Source organism: Rhizobium mayense, assembly GCF_030272705.1.
Classification (GTDB): Bacteria; Pseudomonadota; Alphaproteobacteria; order Rhizobiales; family Rhizobiaceae; genus Rhizobium; species Rhizobium mayense.
The window spans coordinates 1-20,976 of sequence record NZ_JARFYM010000061.1 but is presented as its reverse complement, the minus strand read 5'-3'; the positions used below and the strand labels follow the sequence as shown (position 1 = coordinate 20,976).

19 protein-coding genes and 1 tRNA gene are annotated in these 20,976 nt (G+C 58.9%); 18 read left to right on the top strand and 2 right to left on the bottom strand.

What is annotated here, in order from left to right:
* Both PY649_RS33585 and PY649_RS33580 read left to right on the top strand, forming a co-directional pair.
* The coding region (locus tag PY649_RS33585) for an EF-Tu C-terminal domain-related protein (RefSeq protein ID WP_018099700.1) at window positions 1-99 on the top strand (99 nt) is incomplete at its 5' end.
* Window positions 100-170: 71 nt separating this feature from the next.
* Entirely contained in the window at window positions 171-680 is a 510-nt protein-coding gene (locus PY649_RS33580) for a P-loop nucleotide/nucleoside kinase family protein (protein ID WP_285873337.1), read from the top strand.
* Between the two features lie 49 nt (window positions 681-729).
* On the opposite strand, the gene PY649_RS33575 is transcribed toward PY649_RS33580, so the two are convergent.
* Window positions 730-1,236: a GrpB family protein gene (locus PY649_RS33575; RefSeq protein ID WP_285873336.1), complete on the bottom strand. Its 507-nt coding sequence runs from the start codon at window positions 1,234-1,236 to the stop codon at window positions 730-732.
* 153 nt (window positions 1,237-1,389) lie between these two features.
* On the opposite strand from PY649_RS33575, the gene PY649_RS33570 reads away from it, so the two are divergent.
* From PY649_RS33570 to rpoC, 12 genes are all read left to right on the top strand, one after another.
* Complete coding sequence (locus PY649_RS33570; protein ID WP_285873335.1) at window positions 1,390-2,283, top strand: NAD-dependent epimerase/dehydratase family protein; 894 nt, start codon at window positions 1,390-1,392, stop codon at window positions 2,281-2,283.
* 326 nt (window positions 2,284-2,609) lie between these two features.
* Window positions 2,610-3,296 (top strand): glycosyltransferase family protein, encoded by a 687-nt coding sequence (locus PY649_RS33565; protein WP_285873334.1) that lies wholly within the window; start codon window positions 2,610-2,612, stop codon window positions 3,294-3,296.
* 44 nt (window positions 3,297-3,340) lie between these two features.
* On the top strand, window positions 3,341-4,198 hold the full coding sequence (locus tag PY649_RS33560; RefSeq protein WP_432761456.1) for a 3-deoxy-manno-octulosonate cytidylyltransferase: 858 nt from the start codon (window positions 3,341-3,343) through the stop codon (window positions 4,196-4,198).
* A 215-nt stretch (window positions 4,199-4,413) separates the two neighbouring features.
* Window positions 4,414-4,489, top strand: a tRNA-Trp gene (locus PY649_RS33555).
* 197 nt (window positions 4,490-4,686) lie between these two features.
* Complete coding sequence (secE, locus tag PY649_RS33550; protein WP_285873332.1) at window positions 4,687-4,887, top strand: preprotein translocase subunit SecE; 201 nt, start codon at window positions 4,687-4,689, stop codon at window positions 4,885-4,887.
* 18 nt (window positions 4,888-4,905) lie between these two features.
* Window positions 4,906-5,436, top strand: a complete 531-nt coding sequence (gene nusG, locus PY649_RS33545) for a transcription termination/antitermination protein NusG (RefSeq protein WP_075857230.1) — start codon at window positions 4,906-4,908, stop codon at window positions 5,434-5,436.
* Between the two features lie 180 nt (window positions 5,437-5,616).
* Window positions 5,617-6,048, top strand: a complete 432-nt coding sequence (rplK, locus tag PY649_RS33540) for a 50S ribosomal protein L11 (RefSeq protein ID WP_104822776.1) — start codon at window positions 5,617-5,619, stop codon at window positions 6,046-6,048.
* A gap of 4 nt (window positions 6,049-6,052) precedes the next feature.
* Window positions 6,053-6,751, top strand: coding sequence for a 50S ribosomal protein L1 (rplA, locus tag PY649_RS33535; protein ID WP_285873331.1), 699 nt, complete (start codon window positions 6,053-6,055; stop codon window positions 6,749-6,751).
* A 330-nt stretch (window positions 6,752-7,081) separates the two neighbouring features.
* On the top strand, window positions 7,082-7,600 hold the full coding sequence (rplJ, locus tag PY649_RS33530; RefSeq protein ID WP_028755228.1) for a 50S ribosomal protein L10: 519 nt from the start codon (window positions 7,082-7,084) through the stop codon (window positions 7,598-7,600).
* A 58-nt stretch (window positions 7,601-7,658) separates the two neighbouring features.
* On the top strand, window positions 7,659-8,042 hold the full coding sequence (gene rplL, locus PY649_RS33525; protein ID WP_104822779.1) for a 50S ribosomal protein L7/L12: 384 nt from the start codon (window positions 7,659-7,661) through the stop codon (window positions 8,040-8,042).
* A gap of 263 nt (window positions 8,043-8,305) precedes the next feature.
* Window positions 8,306-12,448 (top strand): DNA-directed RNA polymerase subunit beta, encoded by a 4,143-nt coding sequence (rpoB, locus tag PY649_RS33520; RefSeq protein WP_285873330.1) that lies wholly within the window; start codon window positions 8,306-8,308, stop codon window positions 12,446-12,448.
* Window positions 12,449-12,638: 190 nt separating this feature from the next.
* The gene (rpoC, locus tag PY649_RS33515; protein WP_285873328.1) at window positions 12,639-16,850 is read left to right on the top strand and encodes a DNA-directed RNA polymerase subunit beta'; all 4,212 of its coding nucleotides are present in this window, start codon (window positions 12,639-12,641) and stop codon (window positions 16,848-16,850) included.
* A 109-nt stretch (window positions 16,851-16,959) separates the two neighbouring features.
* Here rpoC and PY649_RS33510 read toward each other — a convergent pair whose 3' ends face one another.
* Window positions 16,960-17,253 (bottom strand): transcriptional regulator, encoded by a 294-nt coding sequence (locus tag PY649_RS33510; protein ID WP_285873327.1) that lies wholly within the window; start codon window positions 17,251-17,253, stop codon window positions 16,960-16,962.
* Window positions 17,254-17,760: 507 nt separating this feature from the next.
* Here PY649_RS33510 and rpsL point away from each other — a divergent pair.
* The 4 genes from rpsL to PY649_RS33490 form a co-directional block, all read left to right on the top strand.
* Window positions 17,761-18,132 (top strand): 30S ribosomal protein S12, encoded by a 372-nt coding sequence (gene rpsL / locus PY649_RS33505; RefSeq protein WP_003507760.1) that lies wholly within the window; start codon window positions 17,761-17,763, stop codon window positions 18,130-18,132.
* 77 nt (window positions 18,133-18,209) lie between these two features.
* Window positions 18,210-18,680 carry a 30S ribosomal protein S7 gene (rpsG, locus tag PY649_RS33500; protein ID WP_028755233.1) on the top strand — a complete coding sequence of 157 codons (471 nt, stop codon included), beginning with the start codon at window positions 18,210-18,212 and terminating at the stop codon, window positions 18,678-18,680.
* Window positions 18,681-18,712: 32 nt separating this feature from the next.
* On the top strand, window positions 18,713-20,812 hold the full coding sequence (gene fusA, locus PY649_RS33495; protein ID WP_285873325.1) for an elongation factor G: 2,100 nt from the start codon (window positions 18,713-18,715) through the stop codon (window positions 20,810-20,812).
* A gap of 67 nt (window positions 20,813-20,879) precedes the next feature.
* Window positions 20,880-20,976 (top strand): GTP-binding protein (locus PY649_RS33490; RefSeq protein WP_133624442.1); only part of this gene is annotated, 97 nt, incomplete at its 3' end.

Sequence of the window (20,976 nt, the reverse complement as noted above, 5' to 3'; positions counted from 1 at the left end):
CTGATCGTTCCGATCGCGATGGAAGAAAAGCTGCGCTTCGCTATCCGCGAAGGCGGCCGCACCGTCGGCGCCGGCATCGTCGCCAGCATCGTCGAGTAATCTCTGGATTATTCGTGGTTACGAAGGCCCCGCTGGAAACAGCGGGGCCTTTCGCATTTCGGGGGAGGCCGATGGGATTGATCGTTCTGACAGGCGCATCCGGTTCCGGAAAGACGGCAATTGCCGAGGCGATTGCCGAGAGCTATCCGGACGATTTTGCGGTCTATCGGTTCGACAGCATCGGGGTGCCACCGGTGGATAGGATGATCAGGGATCACGGTTCGCCGGAGGCCTGGCGGCGTGACAAGACGATCGAATGGATGGCGCACTTAGCGAAAGTCGCGCACCAGGGAAAGCCGGTCCTGTTCGAAGGGCAGATGCGGATTTCCTTCATTGCGGAAGCGGCCGCGGCGGCAGGTATCGACGGCTACAGGCTGCTATTGGTCGATTGCGACGACGTAACGAGGGCGCAACGGCTCACGGCCGGGAGAGGCCAACCCGAGCTGGCGGATCAAAACATGATGAACTGGGCGGCCTATCTGCGCAGGGAGGCTGACCTGCACGGCTGCGAGATCTTCGATACCAGCAAGCTTTCGCTAGATCATTGCGTTACGCATGTACTGGAGCATCTGCGGAAGTAGCCGCCATAAACAAAATTGCCAGACGTCTCCGGTCGGTGACGTAGGTGGGCTATTTCAGCTCGGCCAGAGCTCTGCGGAGAATATCGGCGACAAAATCGCTCTTGCCGCCGGTGTAGTGATCCCAATCGCCCTCGGCCTCGAAAGCCAGCCGCCGCTTCAATTCAGCATAGTTCGCGGCGGCTGCGGGATGAGACCGCAGGTAGTCGCGAAAGAGGATACGGTCACGATGGGCGGGGTTGTCCGGTATGCAAAGATAGAGGCGCGTACCGCAAGGCATTTCGTCCTTGGTGAAAGCCCATCTGCCGGCCCCGTTCAGATCGCCGTGAAAGGCATAGCCATCTTTCTTCAGGCGCTCGGTGGCGCTGACCCTTGCTTCATCCGATAAGAGCACAGCATCGATATCGAGCTTGGGCTTGGCGCAAAGTCCGGGGACGGATGTGCTGCCAATATGGTGCATATCAGCCGGTTCGCCGAGCAGGGCGGCGATCGCCGCGCGCCGGCTCTCGAAGAGGGCGGGCCATGCGGGGTCATAGTCGACAAGCCTGATCGGGCGCATTTGCTCTTTGGCTCCTTTTCGCTACGGCATCACAAAATTGTGGTTGGGAAGCCCGTCACGCGCCGGCGGCTGAGGCAATCTAACCGCTTCGCCCGCCTTGCGAAATACGGGAAAGGGGCTATCTATCGCTCGATTTCACCAGGAGGATTTTTCATGAAAAAGCGTCTTTTGTTTACCGGCGGCAGCGGCAAGGCCGGGCGTCATACCGTTCCCTGGCTGGTCAGTGCCGGATACGAGGTCCACAATGTCGATCTCGTGCCGCTGGACAGCCCCGGCGTTACCAATCTGAATGCCGATATCACCGACGCGGGACAAATCTACAACGTACTCACGATGCATCGGGATTTCCCCGATCTCGATCAGGGCAAGGGTGTGCAGGCTTTCGACGCTGTTGTGCATTTTGCTGCCATACCGCGCATTTTGATCAAGCCTGACAACGAGACTTTCCGCATCAACACGATGGGTACTTACAACGTCATCGAAGCTGCGGCAAAGCTCGGCGTCAAGAAGATCATCGTCGCCTCCAGCGAGACGACCTATGGTGTCTGCTTTGCGGAAGGCCATCGCGATTTCCACCAGTTCCCGCTGGAAGAGGACTATGATGTCAATCCGATGGATTCCTACGGCCTGTCGAAGGTCTTGAACGAAAAGACGGCGCGCGCCTTCGCCGAGCGTTTCGGTATCGACATCTACGCGCTGCGCATCGGCAACGTCATCGAGCCTCATGAATATGAGCACTTCCCGGAGTATTTCGCCGACACCAGTATCCGCAAGCGCATCGCCTGGAGCTATATCGACGCCCGCGATCTCGGCCAGATCGTGCATCTCTGCATCGAAAAGAGTGGCCTCGGCTTTCAGGTATTCAACGCCGCCAACGACACGGTGTCGGCCAACACGCCGTCGCGCGAGCTTGCGGCTCAGTATTTTCCGAACGTGCCCTTCACCCGCGAAATCGGCGAGTATGAAGGCCTGCTCTCCAACCGCAAGATTCGCGAGGTTCTGGGCTTCAAGGAAGAGCATAACTGGCGCCGTTACGTGAAGGTATGAGGCCGCACTGACGGCCACAATGAAGCCGGGCGCCGTCGGGGCCCGGCTGAAAACTCCCGCCAAGGGGGAGGGATGCCTCTCCATTTGTTACGGAAGAACACTAAAAATGCTTCCGCAAACACTCGACAAATATCCCGGTTGAAGTAAGTAGGTTTGCGTTCGCGAGAAGTGTCCTGGAAATTGCAGTCGCATTCGCGATTCGTGTACTGAATGAACATCATGTGGCTTGCAGGCCCGCGGTGATGTCAGGGCGGCGCGATTTGCGTTGCGGTGAAAGGCTATTCAGCCGGCTGATCTCTTTGGCGGTCAGCCGTTTCGGAGGGACTATGAACGACGGTATTGCACGTATTTTTGTTGGCTTCGATTCCAAGGAGGTCGTTGCCTATCACGTCCTCGCGCAAAGCATAATCGAGCGCTCTTCGATCCCGGTGGTGTTTTCGCCGATCGTGCTCAGCAATCTCGATGGCATTTTCACGCGCGAGCGCAATCCGTTGCAGTCGACCGAGTTTTCCTTCTCACGCTTCCTGGTTCCCTATCTCAGCAATTACGAGGGCTGGAGCATCTTCATGGATTGCGACATGCTCGCCCGCGCCGATATTGCCGAACTCTGGAAGCTGCGCGACGATCGCTACTCCGCAATGTGCGTCAAGCACGACTATCAGCCGAAGATCGAAACGAAGTTCCTTGGCCAGACCCAGACGAAATACGAAAAGAAGAACTGGTCGAGCATGATCCTCTTCAACAATGCCAAGTGCCACGCATTGACGAAGGATTACGTCAACACCGCAACGGGGCTGCAGCTTCATCAATTCAAGTGGCTGGAAAGCGACGATCAGATCGGCGAGGTACCAGTGACCTGGAATTATCTCGTCAACGAATACGATTACCGGTCGGATGCGCAACTGGTGCACTTCACCGATGGCGGTCCGTATTTCGACGAGTATCGCAACGATGATTATTCTGACGAGTGGTTCGCCATGCGTGATCGCATGTTGTACGTCCAGCAGAAATGACGGAGTTGGATCAGGACGTTACCTCCGAAACAGGAACCGGCAAGATTGGCTTTCCGGTTGCGGGAGCCGCCGCGGGTTTGACGACCACCGACGATTGGCGGTGCGTACTTGCGGCTTTCTCCCATATCGTTCTTGTCGCAAACAGCGATGCGGTCGATATTGATAGCCTTCAGGCACAATTTCCGCCGACCGCGCTCTTCGTCTTCTTCAATAAGGTCTACAAGGTCCTGGATCGCCCGTTCCACCGGCATTCGCTGTTGATCTCGCGCGGACAGCCGCGCGGCGCCAATATCGTTTATCGGGGTGAGGTCGGCGATGTCGTCAAATTCTTCCCGAAGGAGTATTTCCTCGGGATCATGAACATCCGCCTCGGGCTCGAGGAAAAACTGAATCCCGCCGCCGATTTCCAGGGCGCCCCGACGGGCCATCTCGACCTCGTCGGCTTTTGCAATGATTTCTACACAGAGGGTAAGACGCCGACCAGCGGCTTTGCCATGGCGCTCTGGTTGAGCGATCTGAAATTGCCCGGCGCCATCGTGCTTGCCGGGTTTTCGGCGAAGCGCAGCGAGAAATGGAGGGTGGTGTCGGTTCACGACTGGACCTTCGAGCAGACCTTTCTGCGTCTCTTCGCCCGATTGGGGAAGATCGCCATTCATGGCGGCGTATCGGCCAACGCCTATGCCAAGCTGGCCGAACGCTTTTGCGAAATTCCACCTGCCGAGATTTCGCTGGCGGTCGCGGAAGTATTGTCCGAGCGGCTCAGCAATACCGACGCGGAAGTCGACAAGCTGATCTCGTTGACCAATGTGATTCGCTCCACGGACAATTTTCTGCGCCGTCTGAAGCCGAAATTCCTCAAGCGGAAGCCCAGCGGAGCGCCGGGAGGACAAAAGGAAGGCTGAGAGCTGTCTCCACCAGGTCATTGGGAGGCGCTGCACGCGCTGCAATGTCAGCCGCCGGCCGCGCGACGATCGCTTGCCTCCCTTGATACTGCACAGCCTCTTGGGAAAAAACGAAAAACGGGCTTGCCAATCGTTTCGTCCCGTCTTAAAGGAGCGCCATGTCTTCGGACGGCACCCTGGCAGACAACTGGTCGGTGCGAATGTTCAAAGCATGAAGGGGTATAGCTCAGTTGGTAGAGCGGCGGTCTCCAAAACCGCAGGTCGTAGGTTCGAGCCCTGCTGCCCCTGCCACGTTCCTTGAATCGACTAGCGCGTCGTGTTTTGCAGCTTATTGGGTCAGGGATTATGCCGGATTGGCGGCAAATTTTCGAAAGCACCGAATTCCCTCTTGTTAAATTGGGAATCGGTGTTTATGTAGGGTTCAACAGACACGCGGTGCGTGGGGCTGATATGTTCAGCTTTACGCGCCGTAATTGCGTGGGCAGTCAATGGCATCCAAAACGAATCCACTAGCGTTTCTGCAGCAGGTCCGCTCCGAGACGGCGAAAATCACTTGGCCGTCCCGCCGCGAGACGATGATCTCGACGGTGATGGTGCTTGTCATGGTCATTTTCGCCTCGTTGTTTTTCTTTGCTGCTGACCAGCTCATCGGCTGGGTTCTCGGCTATGTGCTGAATACCGGCAATTGATATCGGGTGGAGATGAACATGGCGGCACGTTGGTACATCGTCCACGCTTATTCTAATTTCGAAAAGAAGGTGGCTGAATCCATCGAGGAGAAGGCCAAGCAGAAGGGGCTCGAGCATCTGTTTGAAAAGATTCTCGTGCCGACCGAAAAGGTGGTTGAAGTGCGCCGCGGCCGCAAGGTTGATAGCGAGCGCAAGTTCTTCCCGGGTTATGTGCTGGTGCGCGCCAACCTGACGGATGAAGCCTACCATCTGATCAAGAATACGCCGAAGGTCACAGGCTTTCTCGGCTCCGACAATAAGCCCGTTCCGATACCGGATTATGAAGCCGAGCGCATTCTCGGTCAGGTTCAGGAAGGTGTCGAACGGCCGAAGGCTTCCGTATCCTTCGAGATCGGCGAGCAGGTCCGCGTTTCCGACGGCCCGTTCGCTTCGTTCAACGGCACGGTTCAGGATGTGGACGAAGAGCGTTCGCGCCTGAAGGTGGAAGTGTCGATTTTCGGCCGCGCTACGCCGGTCGAGCTGGAATACAGTCAGGTCGAAAAGGTCTGATCTTTCGGTTGAATTCGGATGTAAGTAAGAGTTTACTTACATCCTGCGGCAGTGCCGCAATCCGCGTGGAAGGGCGGGGGTCTTAGCCGGGCCTTTTGATCCGCACCACGCAACCGCAGCCGCCGGAGTGATCCGGCATTAGTCGGCCGGGTGACCGGTCATGTAGAAAGGCAGAGAGAAATGGCTAAGAAAGTTGCAGGCCAGCTCAAGCTGCAGGTTAAGGCCGGCTCGGCGAATCCGTCGCCGCCGATCGGTCCTGCGCTTGGTCAGCGTGGCATTAACATCATGGAATTCTGCAAGGCGTTCAATGCCGCCACGCAGGAAATGGAAAAGGGTATGCCGATCCCGGTCGTCATCACCTACTACCAGGACAAGTCCTTTACCTTCGCAATGAAGCAGCCGCCGGTCAGCTACTTCCTGAAGAAGGAAGCGAAGATCCAGTCCGGCTCGAAGACCCCCGGCAAGGGTGCCAAGGCTGGCACGCTCACCAAGGCTCAGGTCAAGTCGATTGCCGAAGCCAAGATGAAGGATCTGAACGCCGCCGATATAGAAGGCGCAATGGCCATGATCGAGGGCTCTGCCCGCGCCATGGGCCTGGAAGTGGTAGGTTAAGATCATGGTAGCAAAGCGTATTCAGAAGATCCGCGAAGGCGTTGATCCCACCAAGCTCTATGCTCTGACCCAGGCTATCGGCATGGTCAAGGAACGGGCTGTCGCCAAGTTCGACGAAACCATCGAAGTCGCCATGAACCTCGGTGTCGACCCGCGTCACGCCGACCAGATGGTCCGTGGCGTCGTCAACCTGCCGAACGGCACCGGCCGCTCGGTTCGCGTTGCCGTCTTCGCTCGTGGCGCCAAGGCTGACGAAGCCAAGGCTGCTGGCGCAGACATCGTCGGCGCTGAAGACCTGGTTGAAATCGTCCAGGGCGGCAAGATCGACTTCGATCGTTGCATCGCGACCCCGGACATGATGCCGCTCGTCGGCCGTCTCGGTAAGGTCCTCGGCCCGCGCGGCATGATGCCGAACCCGAAGGTCGGCACCGTCACCATGGACGTCAAGGGTGCTGTCGAAGCCTCCAAGGGCGGCGCTGTCGAGTTCCGCGTCGAGAAGGCTGGTATCGTGCATGCCGGTATCGGCAAGGCCTCCTTCGATGCCAAGGCTCTGGAAGAAAACATCCGTGCCTTCGCAGACGCCGTCATCAAGGCGAAGCCGGCTGGTGCAAAGGGCAACTACGTCAAGCGCGTAGCCATCTCTTCGACCATGGGCCCGGGTGTCAAGATCGAGCCGTCGACGGTTACGGCGCCGAGCGCCTAATCGTTCTGCTGGGCCCGCTGCCCGGCATTTAAGAATTCCTGGCCCTTCGGGGCCGGGATATCCGGAGAAATCCGGAATTCCTGTCCGAGATTGCAGGTGGTTGAGACCTTAATCACTTTGCCTGCATGAGACGGGTAAGACCCGAATTTTGAAGAAGTTCTGCTTCGATGAACTCGGTTCGAGCCTTGGATGCCTTGTGCCTTGGAGCCTTAGGGCTCGAGCGCGAGGGGACAGGATCCTCAAGCGTCGCTTGGGATCTCCTCTGATCCCAGGAGGCAAAAGGCAACCCGGCAGGTCCGTTAACCCGGTCCTGTCAACTGGAGAAAAGCAGTGGAAAGAGCGGAAAAACGCGAATTCGTCACGGAACTGAACGAAGTCTTCAAGGCTTCGGGCTCGGTTGTCGTGGCCCACTATGCTGGTGCCACAGTCGCACAGATGAACGACTTTCGTTCCAAGATGCGCGCAGCTGGCGGTACCGTCAAAGTCGCGAAGAACCGCCTGGCCAAGATTGCTCTTCAGGGCACGGATGCGGAAGGGATTTCCAATCTCTTCACGGGTCAGACGCTGATCGCATACAGCACCGATCCGATTACCGCTCCGAAGGTCGTCGTGGATTTCGCCAAGAGCAATGACAAGATCGTTGTTCTGGGCGGCGCCATGGGAACAACCACACTCAACCCCGAAGGTGTTAAGTCGCTCGCGACCCTGCCTTCGCTGGACGAGCTGCGCGCGAAGCTGCTGGGCATGATCCAGACGCCGGCTACCCGCATCGCAGGTGTGGTTGCAGCACCGGCAAGCCAGCTTGCTCGTGTGTTCTCGGCCTACGCCAAGAAGGACGAAGCCGCGTAAGGCGGTTTTTCGCTGTTCATAATCAACCAGTTCGAACCGAACAAAAGGAACTACAAAAATGGCTGATCTCGCAAAGATCGTTGAAGACCTCTCCTCGCTGACCGTTCTCGAAGCCGCAGAACTGTCCAAGCTTCTCGAAGAAAAGTGGGGCGTTTCCGCCGCTGCTCCGGTAGCTGTTGCTGCCGTTGCTGGTGGTGCTGGCGGCGCTGCTGCTGCTGTTGAAGAAGAAAAGACCGAGTTCGACGTCATCCTCGCTGATGCCGGCGCGAACAAGATCAACGTCATCAAGGAAGTCCGCGCCATCACCGGTCTCGGCCTCAAGGAAGCCAAGGACCTCGTCGAGGCTGCTCCGAAGGCTGTCAAGGAAGGCGTTTCCAAGGCTGAAGCTGCTGACATCAAGAAGAAGCTCGAAGACGCTGGCGCAAAGGCCGACGTCAAGTAAGCTTGAAACTGCTTTGGGAGGTGGCGTTTTGCCGCCTCCCATTTGCCGTTTTTCTGAACAAATTACCCAAAAGCCGCGGGCAAAACGGCTTTTGGGTAATGGGTTCTTCAAGAGGATGGTCTCAGACCGAACCGCGACGCAATCCGTGCCGAGCGGTTTTCGGTCAGTTAGACGAGATTGAACTACTCATTGATTGATGGGATCGCCTGGCCAGCGGTTCCCATCCGTTGCAGGCCCGGGTGCAGGATTTTAAAGGAGCGACGATGGCTCAGACCCTTTCGTTCAATGGTCGCAGGCGCGTACGCAAGTTTTTTGGTAAGATTCCCGAAGTCGCAGAGATGCCGAACCTCATCGAGGTTCAGAAGGCATCCTACGATCAGTTCCTAATGGTCGAAGAGCCCAAGGGCGGCCGCCCTGACGAGGGTCTCCAGGCCGTCTTCAAGTCGGTTTTCCCGATCACCGATTTCTCCGGCGCCTCTATGCTGGAGTTCGTGTCCTATGAATTCGAACCGCCGAAGTTCGACGTCGACGAGTGCCGCCAGCGCGACCTGACCTACGCTGCGCCGCTGAAGGTCACTCTCCGTCTGATCGTGTTCGATATCGATGAGGACACGGGTGCGAAGTCCATCAAGGACATCAAGGAACAGAGCGTTTACATGGGCGACATGCCGCTCATGACGAACAACGGTACGTTCATCGTGAACGGCACCGAACGCGTTATCGTGTCCCAGATGCACCGTTCGCCGGGCGTCTTCTTCGATCACGACAAGGGCAAGAGCCACTCTTCCGGCAAGCTGCTCTTTGCTGCTCGCGTCATCCCGTATCGTGGCTCCTGGCTCGATATCGAGTTCGACGCCAAGGACATCGTCTACGCCCGTATCGACCGCCGCCGCAAGATTCCGGTGACGTCGCTCTTGATGGCGCTCGGCATGGACGGCGAAGAAATCCTGTCGACCTTCTATACGAAGTCGCTCTACCAGCGCGACGGCCAAGGCTGGCGCATTCCTTTCAAGGCGGAAACGCTGAAGGGCGCAAAGACTGTTGCCGACATGATCGACGCCGACACCGGCGAAGTCGTGGTCGAAGGTGGCAAGAAGCTGACCCCGCGCCTGCTGCGTCAGTTGCAGGAAAAGGGCCTCAAGGCCCTCAAGGCTACCGACGAAGAGTTGTACGGGCTGTTCCTGGCGGAAGACATCGTCAACTTCCAGACCGGTGAGATCTATCTCGAAGCCGGCGACGAAATTGACGAAAAGACCCTGCCGATCATCCTCAAGGCTGGTTTCGACGAAATCCCGGTTCTCGGCATCGACCATATCAATGTCGGCGCCTACATCCGCAACACGCTGTCTGCTGATAAGAACGAGAACCGTCAGGACGCTCTGTTCGACATCTACCGCGTTATGCGTCCGGGTGAACCGCCGACCATGGAATCGGCCGAAGCCATGTTCAACTCGCTGTTCTTCGATGCGGAGCGCTATGACCTCTCCGCCGTCGGCCGCGTGAAGATGAACATGCGTCTCGACCTCGACGTCGAAGACACCGTCCGCATTCTGCGCAAGGACGACATCCTGGCCGTGGTCAAGATGCTGGTTGAACTGCGCGACGGCAAGGGCGAAATCGACGACATCGACAACCTCGGCAACCGTCGCGTTCGCTCGGTCGGCGAGCTGATGGAAAACCAGTATCGTCTCGGCCTGCTGCGCATGGAGCGCGCGATCAAGGAACGCATGTCCTCGATCGAAATCGACACGGTCATGCCGCAGGATCTGATCAACGCGAAGCCGGCCGCTGCCGCCGTTCGCGAATTCTTCGGCTCCTCGCAGCTGTCGCAGTTCATGGACCAGGTGAACCCGCTTTCGGAAATCACCCACAAGCGCCGTCTCTCGGCTCTTGGTCCGGGCGGTCTGACCCGCGAACGCGCCGGCTTCGAAGTCCGCGACGTGCATCCCACGCACTACGGTCGTATTTGCCCGATCGAAACGCCGGAAGGTCCGAACATCGGTCTCATCAACTCGCTGGCGACCTTTGCCCGCGTCAACAAGTACGGCTTCATCGAAAGCCCTTATCGCCGCATCATCGACGGTAAGGTGACCAACGATGTGCTCTACCTCTCCGCCATGGAAGAGGCGAAGTACTACGTTGCCCAGGCCAACGCCGAGCTCGACGCCGACGGCTCCTTCATCGAGGAATTCGTCGTCTGCCGTCATGCCGGCGAAGTCATGCTCGCTCCGCGCGACAACATCAACCTGATGGACGTCTCGCCGAAGCAGCTGGTTTCGGTCGCAGCCGCTCTGATCCCGTTCCTGGAAAACGACGACGCCAACCGTGCTCTCATGGGCTCGAACATGCAGCGTCAGGCCGTGCCGTTGCTGCGCGCCGAAGCTCCGTTCGTTGGCACCGGCATGGAGCCAGTCGTTGCTCGTGACTCCGGTGCTGCTATCGGCGCCCGTCGCGGCGGCGTGGTCGACCAGGTCGACGCAACGCGTATCGTTATTCGCGCCACCGAAGACCTCGATCCGTCGAAGTCCGGCGTCGATATCTACCGCCTGATGAAGTTCCAGCGTTCGAACCAGAACACCTGCGTCAACCAGCGTCCGCTGGTCACCGTCGGTGACGTGGTCAACAAGGGCGACATCCTGGCAGACGGTCCGTCGACCGATCTGGGCGATCTCGCACTCGGCCGCAACGTGCTCGTCGCGTTCATGCCGTGGAACGGCTACAACTACGAAGACTCGATCCTGCTCTCCGAGCGTATCGTTGCCGACGACGTGTTCACCTCCATTCACATCGAAGAATTCGAAGTGATGGCGCGCGACACCAAGCTCGGTCCGGAAGAAATCACCCGCGACATTCCGAACGTTTCGGAAGAAGCGCTGAAGAACCTGGACGAAGCCGGCATCGTTTACATCGGTGCTGAAGTTCAGCCGGGCGATATCCTCGTCGGCAAGATCACGCCGAAGGGCGAAAGCCCGATGACGCCGGAAGAAAAGCTTCTGCGCGCCATCTTCGGTGAAAAGGCGTCCGACGTTCGCGACACCTCCATGCGCATGCCGCCCGGCACCTACGGTACGGTCGTCGAAGTTCGCGTCTTCAACCGCCACGGCGTCGAGAAGGACGAACGCGCCATGGCGATCGAGCGCGAAGAGATCGAACGCCTCGCCAAGGACCGCGACGACGAGCAGGCGATCCTCGACCGTAACGTCTACGGCCGTCTGATCGAGATGCTCCGCGGCCAGGTAGCACTTGCCGGTCCGAAGAGCTTCAAGAAGGGCACGGAGCTGTCCAACGCCGTCGTCTCCGAATATCCGCGCTCGCAGTGGTGGATGTTCGCCGTCGAGGACGAAAAGGTTCAGGGCGAGCTCGAAGCTCTGCGCGGCCAGTACGACGAGTCCAAGTCGCGCCTCGAACAGCGCTTCATGGACAAGGTCGAGAAGGTCCAGCGCGGTGACGAAATGCCTCCGGGCGTCATGAAGATGGTCAAGGTCTTCGTCGCTGTGAAGCGCAAGATCCAGCCGGGCGACAAGATGGCCGGCCGTCATGGCAACAAGGGCGTCGTATCGCGCATCGTGCCGGTCGAAGACATGCCGTTCCTCGAAGACGGCACGCATGTCGACATCGTGCTCAACCCGCTCGGCGTGCCGTCGCGCATGAACGTCGGTCAGATCCTCGAGACGCACCTCGGCTGGGCTTGCGCCGGCATGGGTCGTCAGATCGGCGAGCTGATCGAAGCCTATAAGGCAAGCGGCAACATCGAGCCCCTGCGCCAGACGATCGATATGGTCGTCGGCGACGGTCCGAAGAGCGACGAGGTTCGCGAGTATGACAACGACTCGGTTCTGCGCCTTGCAGACCAGTGGAAGCGTGGCGTGTCTATCGCGACCCCGGTCTTCGACGGCGCCGGCGAAGTCGACGTTAACGAGATGCTCGCGATGGCAGGTTTGAAGCAGACCGGTCAGTCGACGCTCTATGACGGTCGTACCGGCGAGCAGTTCGACCGCCAGGTCACGGTTGGCTACATCTACATGCTGAAGCTCAACCACTTGGTCGACGACAAGATCCACGCTCGCTCGATCGGCCCGTACTCGCTCGTCACCCAGCAGCCGCTGGGCGGCAAGGCGCAGTTCGGCGGTCAGCGCTTCGGCGAAATGGAAGTCTGGGCGCTCGAAGCTTACGGCGCAGCCTACACGCTGCAGGAAATGCTCACGGTCAAGTCGGACGACGTGGCCGGCCGCACCAAGGTCTACGAAGCGATCGTCCGTGGCGACGACACCTTCGAAGCGGGCATTCCGGAGAGCTTCAACGTTCTCGTCAAGGAAATGCGGTCGCTGGGCCTCAGCGTCGAATTGGAAAACTCCAAGGTCGACGATCTGCAGGCAGCGGGCCAGCTTCCGGACGCAGCCGAGTAATAGCCGATAGGGTGCGCGCTGTCCGTCAGCGCGCACCGTTCCCGCCGGCGCCCGAATTCGTGTGGCGCGAGGCAGGGACGATTTCGCCGCATTCTGCGGTTATTGTCGTTTTAAGGCGTCAGTCCGGTTCCCGGGAATTTGCCGGCACTGATTGCAATTCGAGGGCGTTTCGCCCCTAAAGGAGACAGGCATGAACCAAGAGGTCATGAATCTTTTCAATCCGCAGGTGCCTGCACAGAATTTCGATTCCATCCGGATTTCGATCGCATCGCCGGAGAAGATTCTTTCCTGGTCTTATGGTGAGATCAAGAAGCCGGAGACGATCAACTATCGTACGTTCAAGCCGGAACGCGATGGTCTCTTCTGCGCGCGAATCTTCGGGCCGATCAAGGATTACGAGTGCCTGTGCGGCAAGTACAAGCGCATGAAGTACAAGGGCATCATCTGCGAAAAGTGCGGCGTCGAAGTCACGCTGTCGCGCGTTCGCCGTGAGCGCATGGGCCATATCGAGCTCGCCGCTCCCGTTGCCCACATCTGGTTCCTGAAGTCGCTGCCGAGCCGCATTTCCACGCTGCTCGACATGACGCTGAAGGATGTCGAGCGCGTTCTCTACTTCGAAAACTACATCGTCACCGAGCCGGGCCTCACCGCGCTCAAGGAGCACCAGCTCCTGACGGAAGAAGAGTACATGCTCGCCGTCGACGAATATGGCGAAGACCAGTTCACCGCCATGATCGGCGCTGAAGCGATCTACGAGATGCTCGCCAGCATGAACCTCGAGAAGATCGCCGGCGATCTGCGCTCCGAGCTTGCCGATACCACGTCGGATCTCAAGCAGAAGAAGCTGATGAAGCGCCTGAAGATCGTCGAGAACTTCATGGAATCCGGCAACCGTCCGGAATGGATGATCATGAAGGTCGTTCCGGTCATCCCGCCGGACCTGCGCCCGCTGGTGCCGCTCGACGGTGGCCGTTTCGCGACGTCGGACCTGAACGATCTGTACCGCCGCGTCATCAACCGTAACAATCGTCTGAAGCGCCTGATCGAACTGCGCGCTCCGGGCATCATCATCCGCAACGAAAAGCGCATGCTGCAGGAATCTGTCGATGCGCTGTTCGACAACGGCCGTCGCGGCCGCGTCATCACCGGCGCCAACAAGCGCCCGCTGAAGTCGCTGTCCGACATGCTCAAGGGCAAGCAGGGCCGCTTCCGTCAGAACCTGCTCGGCAAGCGCGTCGACTATTCCGGCCGTTCGGTCATCGTGACCGGTCCGGAACTGAAGCTGCATCAGTGCGGCCTGCCGAAGAAGATGGCGCTCGAGCTGTTCAAGCCGTTCATCTACGCCCGCCTCGACGCCAAGGGTTACTCCTCGACCGTCAAGCAGGCCAAGAAGCTGGTTGAAAAGGAAAAGCCGGAAGTTTGGGATATCCTAGACGAGGTCATCCGCGAGCATCCGGTTCTCTTGAACCGCGCACCGACGCTGCACCGCCTGGGTATCCAGGCCTTCGAACCCATGCTGGTCGAAGGCAAGGCGATCCAGTTGCACCCGCTCGTCTGCACGGCCTTCAACGCCGACTTCGACGGTGACCAGATGGCCGTTCACGTGCCGCTGTCTCTCGAAGCCCAGCTCGAAGCCCGCGTGCTGATGATGTCGACCAACAACATTCTGCATCCGGCAAACGGCGCACCGATCATCGTTCCGTCGCAGGACATGGTTCTCGGTCTCTACTACCTCTCGATCCTGAATCAGAACGAGCCAGGCGAAGGCATGGCCTTCTCCGATCTCGGCGAGCTGCATCACGCTTTGGAAAACAAGGTCGTGACGCTGCACTCGAAGATCCGCGGCCGCTTCAAGTCGATCGACGAAGAGGGCAAGCCCTATTCGAAGATCTATGAAACGACCCCTGGCCGTCTGCTGATCGGCGAACTGCTGCCGAAGCACGGCAAGGTGACCTTCGACATCTGCAACCAGGAAATGACCAAGAAGAACATCTCAAAGATGATCGACACGGTCTACCGTCATTGCGGCCAGAAGGACACGGTCATTTTCTGCGACCGCATCATGCAGCTCGGCTTCGCCCATGCCTGCCGTGCCGGCATTTCGTTCGGCAAGGACGACATGGTCATCCCGAGCACCAAGGCGAAGATCGTCGGCGATACCGAAGCGCTCGTGAAGGAATACGAGCAGCAGTACAATGACGGCCTGATCACCCAGGGCGAAAAGTACAACAAGGTTGTCGACGCTTGGGGCAAGGCCACGGAAAAGGTCGCCGAAGAAATGATGGCCCGCATTAAGGCCGTCGAATTCGACGAGAAGACCGGTCGCCAGAAGCCGATGAACTCGATCTACATGATGAGCCATTCGGGCGCTCGTGGTTCTCCGAACCAGATGCGTCAGTTGGGCGGCATGCGCGGCCTCATGGCCAAGCCGTCGGGCGAAATCATCGAGACGCCGATCATCTCGAACTTCAAGGAAGGCCTGACCGTGAACGAGTACTTCAACTCGACGCACGGCGCCCGTAAGGGTCTGGCAGACACCGCCTTGAAGACCGCGAACTCCGGCTACCTGACCCGCCGTCTCGTCGACGTCGCGCAGGATTGCATCGTCACGCACGTCGATTGCGGCACCGAAACTGGCCTCACGATGACCGCCATCGTCGATGCCGGTCAGGTCGTCGCCTCGCTCGGCGCCCGCATCCTCGGCCGCACGGCACTGGACGATATCGACCATCCGGTCACGGGCGAGCGCATCGTTGACGCCGGCAAGATGATCCTGGAGCCGGATGTCGTCGAGATCGAGAAAGCTGGTATCCAGTCGATCCGCATCCGTTCGGCCCTGACCTGCGAAATCCAGACGGGCGTCTGCTCGGTCTGCTACGGCCGCGACCTTGCTCGCGGTACGCCGGTCAACATCGGTGAAGCTGTCGGCGTCATCGCCGCTCAGTCGATCGGTGAGCCGGGCACGCAGCTGACCATGCGTACCTTCCACTTGGGCGGCACGGCGACCGTGGTCGACCAGTCGTTCCTGGAAGCTTCGTATGAAGGCACTGTGCAGATCAGGAACCGCAACATGCTGCGCAACTCCGAAGGCAACCTGGTTGCCATGGGCCGCAACATGACGGTGCAGATCTTGGACGAACGCGGCGTCGAACGCTCTTCGCAGCGCGTCGCCTACGGCTCCAAGATATATGTCGACGATGGCGACAAGGTGAAGCGCGGCCAGCGTCTCGCAGAATGGGATCCGTATACCCGTCCGATGATGACGGAAGTGGCCGGTACGGTGCACTTCGAAGACGTCGTCGACGGTCTCTCGGTTCTCGAAGCGACCGACGAGTCGACCGGCATCACCAAGCGCCAGGTTATTGACTGGCGTTCGACACCGCGCGGTTCGGATCTGAAGCCGGCAATCGTCGTCAAGGACGCCAGCGGCAATGTCGCCAAGCTGTCGCGTGGCGGTGAAGCCCGCTTCCTGCTCTCAGTCGACGCGATCCTGTCCGTCGAGCCGGGCACAAAGGTGTCGCAGGGCGACGTTCTTGCCCGTTCGCCGCTGGAAAGCGCCAAGACCAAGGACATCACCGGTGGTCTGCCGCGCGTTGCCGAACTGTTCGAAGCCCGCCGTCCGAAGGACCACGCCATCATCGCAGAGATCGATGGTACGATCCGCCTCGGCCGCGACTACAAGAACAAGCGCCGTGTCATCATCGAGCCGGCGGAAGACGGTGTCGAGCCGGTCGAATACCTGATCCCGAAGGGCAAGCCCTTCCACCTTCAGGAAGGCGACTATATCGAAAAGGGTGACTACATCCTCGACGGTAACCCGGCTCCGCATGACATCCTGGCGATCAAGGGCGTGGAGGCTCTGGCTTCCTACCTCGTCAACGAAATCCAGGAAGTCTACCGCTTGCAGGGCGTGGTCATCAACGACAAGCACATCGAAGTGATTGTCCGTCAGATGCTGCAGAAGGTGGAAATCACCGATGCAGGCGACAGCCAGTATATCGTCGGCGACAATGTCGACCGTATCGAACTGGAAGACGCCAACGACCGCCTGATCGAGGAAGGCAAGAAGCCCGCCTACGGCGATCCGGTTCTGCTCGGCATCACAAAGGCGTCGCTGCAGACCCCGTCCTTCATCTCCGCCGCGTCCTTCCAGGAAACGACGAAAGTGCTGACGGAAGCTGCGATCGCCGGCAAGACCGACGGTCTGCAGGGTCTGAAGGAAAACGTCATCGTCGGCCGTCTCATCCCGGCCGGTACCGGTGGCACCATGACGCAGATCCGCCGTATCGCGACGGCCCGCGACGAGCTGATCCTGGAAGAGCGCCGCAAGGGCACGGGTGCCGCCGTCGCCACGCCGATGCTGCAGGACATGGCCGACGAGAACGCCCCGGCCGCTGAATAAGCGGCTGGACGCCAAGCTAAAAATCAAAACCGCCCGGAGTGATCCGGGCGGTTTCTGTTTGCATCTGTATTGTGAAGAGCAGGCGAGGGTGAGGCAGCAGACGTCCCGTCTAGCGGAAGCGGATGATTGCCACTTCGCCTTCTAGTGCGCCCTGATAGGCAGAGGCGTGCGGTTCCTCGTCCGGTACGTCGGTCAGCATGCCGATCTGATCGAGATCGGCCTCGATGAAGCCTTCCTCCGCAAGGGCGTTCAGCGCTTCGCGCACGGCAGTGTCGTCGTCCGGCGCCTTCAGCATGACATGTAGGTCGATGCCTTCGCCGCCGTCGGACTCATATCCCTTGCCGATGATGATGAAGACCATGGGGCCGTCGAAATTATTGTCGTTGTCTGGCGCAGTGATCATAAGTCTTCCTTCGGTGCTATCGATTCGGCCGGGTGATTCCTTGGGGTGCCCTTGCCGTCCGATGAAAATGGCTTTCTGTGATTCCTTATAGGGATTTTAACGAAATACCCAACTCTATCTTGCCGGAGCGGTGGCATTTCCTTGCTTCGGGCGCCAAACGGCTGGTTTGCCCGGCCTTTTCGGGCTTTATGACAAAGATAATTTCTTAACCGGCCTTGACGAACCGGCGGGAAACCAGTAGTACCGCCGCCATCAGGACCCATGTGAGGCATGGCTGTTCGGAGCGACGCGCTCTGGAGTTCACCTCAAACAAGGTTCTAAACGCACGTTGAAGACACGAATGCTGCACGCAAGACGCGTTTAACCGCGTCCTCTGCTTTTTTGTGGTCCATCTGCGAAAGCGGATCGGGCCACGTTTTGCGCATTGAGACGAACGTGTGTCGTTGCCGGAGACGGCGAGAGTTAAGCCCGCAAGGGTGTCGAGATAGATTTACAAGGGATGGTTGAATGCCTACCGTAAACCAGCTGATCCGCAAGCCTCGCCAGGCGCAGGTAAAGCGTAACAAGGTTCCCGCTCTCCAGGAGAACCCGCAGAAGCGCGGTGTTTGCACCCGCGTCTACACGACGACGCCGAAGAAGCCGAACTCGGCTCTGCGTAAGGTCGCAAAGATCCGCCTGACCAACGGCTTCGAAGTCATTGGTTACATCCCGGGTGAAGGCCATAACCTTCAGGAACACTCTGTCGTCATGATCCGTGGCGGCCGCGTTAAGGACCTTCCGGGTGTTCGCTATCACATCATCCGCGGCGTTCTCGATACCCAGGGTGTCAAGAACCGCAAGCAGCGCCGTTCCAAGTACGGTGCAAAGCGTCCGAAGTAATTCGGTTTCAGATAATCCGGCGCTGCGCGAGGTTCTCCGCGTTGTAAAGCGTCGCTAACAGTTGAGAGACGAGAAGTATGTCCCGACGTCACAGAGCAGAAAAGCGCGAGATCAATCCGGACCCGAAGTTCGGCGATCTGGTCGTCACGAAGTTCATGAATGCCATCATGCTGGACGGCAAGAAGTCCGTAGCTGAAAACATCGTATACGGCGCATTCGACGCCGTGCAGGGCAAGGCAAAGCAGGAGCCGCTCGGTGTGTTCCATCAGGCTTTGGATAACATCGCTCCGCACGTTGAAGTCCGTTCGCGCCGCGTTGGTGGTGCTACGTATCAGGTTCCGGTCGATGTTCGTCCCGAGCGTCGTCAGGCTCTTGCCATTCGCTGGCTGATCGCTGCTGCCCGTAAGCGCAACGAAACCACCATGGTCGACCGTCTCTGCGGCGAACTTCTTGATGCCTCCAATAACCGCGGCTCTGCCGTCAAGAAGCGCGAAGATACGCACAAGATGGCAGACGCCAACCGTGCGTTCTCGCATTATCGCTGGTAATCCCGAACGGTTTCCCCGAAAGGCAGTCCACTATGGCTCGCGAATATAAAATCGAAGACTACCGCAATTTCGGTATCATGGCGCACATCGACGCCGGCAAGACCACGACCACCGAGCGTATCCTTTACTACACCGGCAAGTCGCACAAGATCGGCGAAGTCCACGACGGCGCAGCCACCATGGACTGGATGGAGCAGGAGCAGGAGCGTGGCATCACGATCACCTCCGCTGCCACCACGACCTTCTGGAAGGGCCGTGACGGCAAGATGCGCCGCTTCAACATCATCGACACCCCCGGCCACGTCGACTTCACCATCGAAGTCGAGCGTTCGCTGCGCGTTCTCGACGGCGCCATCGCGCTGCTCGACGCCAACGCAGGTGTTGAGCCGCAGACGGAAACCGTCTGGCGTCAGGCTGAGAAGTATCATGTTCCGCGCATGATCTTCTGCAACAAGATGGACAAGACCGGCGCCGACTTCTATCGCTCGGTCGAGATGATCAAGTCCCGCCTCGGCGCCACCGCCGTCGTCATGCAGCTGCCGATCGGCGCTGAAAGCGATTTCAAGGGCGTCGTCGACCTGATCGAGATGAACGCTCTCATCTGGCGCGACGAGTCGCTCGGCGCTCAGTGGGACGTTGTCGAAATCCCGGAAGACATGAAGGCCAAGGCTGAAGAATATCGCGAAAAGCTGATCGAGACGGTTGTCGAGATCGACGAAGCTGCGACCGAAGCCTACCTCGAAGGCAACCTGCCGGACAACGATCAGATCCGCGCGCTCGTCCGCCGCGGTACGATCGACGTCAAGTTCCACCCGATGTTCTGCGGCACCGCCTTCAAGAACAAGGGCGTTCAGCCGCTGCTCGACGCCGTCGTCGATTACCTGCCGTCTCCGGTCGACATTCCGGCGATCAAGGGCATTGACGTCAAGACGGAAGCCGAAATCCATCGTCATGCTGACGATGCCGAGCCGCTGTCCATGTTGGCGTTCAAGATCATGAACGACCCCTTCGTTGGTTCGCTGACCTTCGCCCGTATCTATTCCGGCAAGCTCGAAAAGGGCGCGTCGGTCATGAACACGGTCAAGGACAAGCGCGAGCGCGTCGGCCGCATGCTGCAGATGCACTCCAACTCGCGTGAAGACATCGAAGAAGCCTTCGCTGGCGACATCGTTGCTCTGGCCGGCCTCAAGGAAACCACCACTGGCGATACGCTCTGCGATCCGCTGAAGCCGGTTATCCTCGAGCGCATGGAATTCCCCGAGCCGGTCATCCAGATCGCGATCGAGCCGAAGACCAAGGGCGACCAGGAAAAGATGGGCCTCGCGCTCAACCGCCTGGCTGCCGAAGATCCGTCCTTCCGCGTGAAGACGGACCAGGAATCGGGTCAGACGATCATTGCCGGCATGGGTGAACTTCACCTCGACATCATCGTCGACCGCATGCGTCGTGAGTTCAAGGTCGAAGCTACCGTCGGCGCGCCGCAGGTTGCTTACCGCGAAACCATCACGCGTCAGACCGAGAAGGACTACACCCACAAGAAGCAGTCGGGTGGTACCGGTCAGTTCGCTCGCGTCAAGATCGTGTTCGAACCGAACCCGGAAGGCGACGATTTCAAGTTCGAGTCCAAGATCGTCGGCGGTGCTGTTCCGAAGGAATACATCCCGGGTGTTCAGAAGGGCATCGAAAGCGTCCTGTCTTCGGGCCCGCTGGCAGGCTTCCCGATGCTCGGCGTCAAGGCGACGCTCATCGACGGTGCCTTCCACGACGTCGACTCGTCGGTCCTGGCCTTCGAAATCGCCGCACGTGCATGCTTCCGTGAAGCAGCTCGCGAAGCTGGCGCCCAGCTCCTCGAGCCGATGATGAAGGTCGAAGTCGTGACGCCGGAAGACTATGTCGGCGACGTCATCGGCGACCTGAACTCGCGTCGTGGCCAGATCCAGGGGCAGGAGAGCCGCGGTATCGCCGTTGTCATCAACGCGAACGTCCCGCTGGCAAACATGTTCAAATACGTCGACAACCTGCGCTCCATGTCTCAGGGCCGCGCGCAGTACACCATGACCTTCGATCATTATTCGCCGGTCCCGTCGAACGTCGCACAGGAAATCCAGGCAAAGTATTCCGGTCAGAAGTGACCGGAATACCAATTGACCGATAACAAGAATTGATCCCTTCGGGGACAGGAAAAACGGAGAGCCGAAAATGGCAAAGAGTAAGTTTGAGCGCAATAAGCCGCACGTTAACATCGGGACGATCGGCCACGTTGACCACGGCAAGACGTCTCTGACGGCAGCGATCA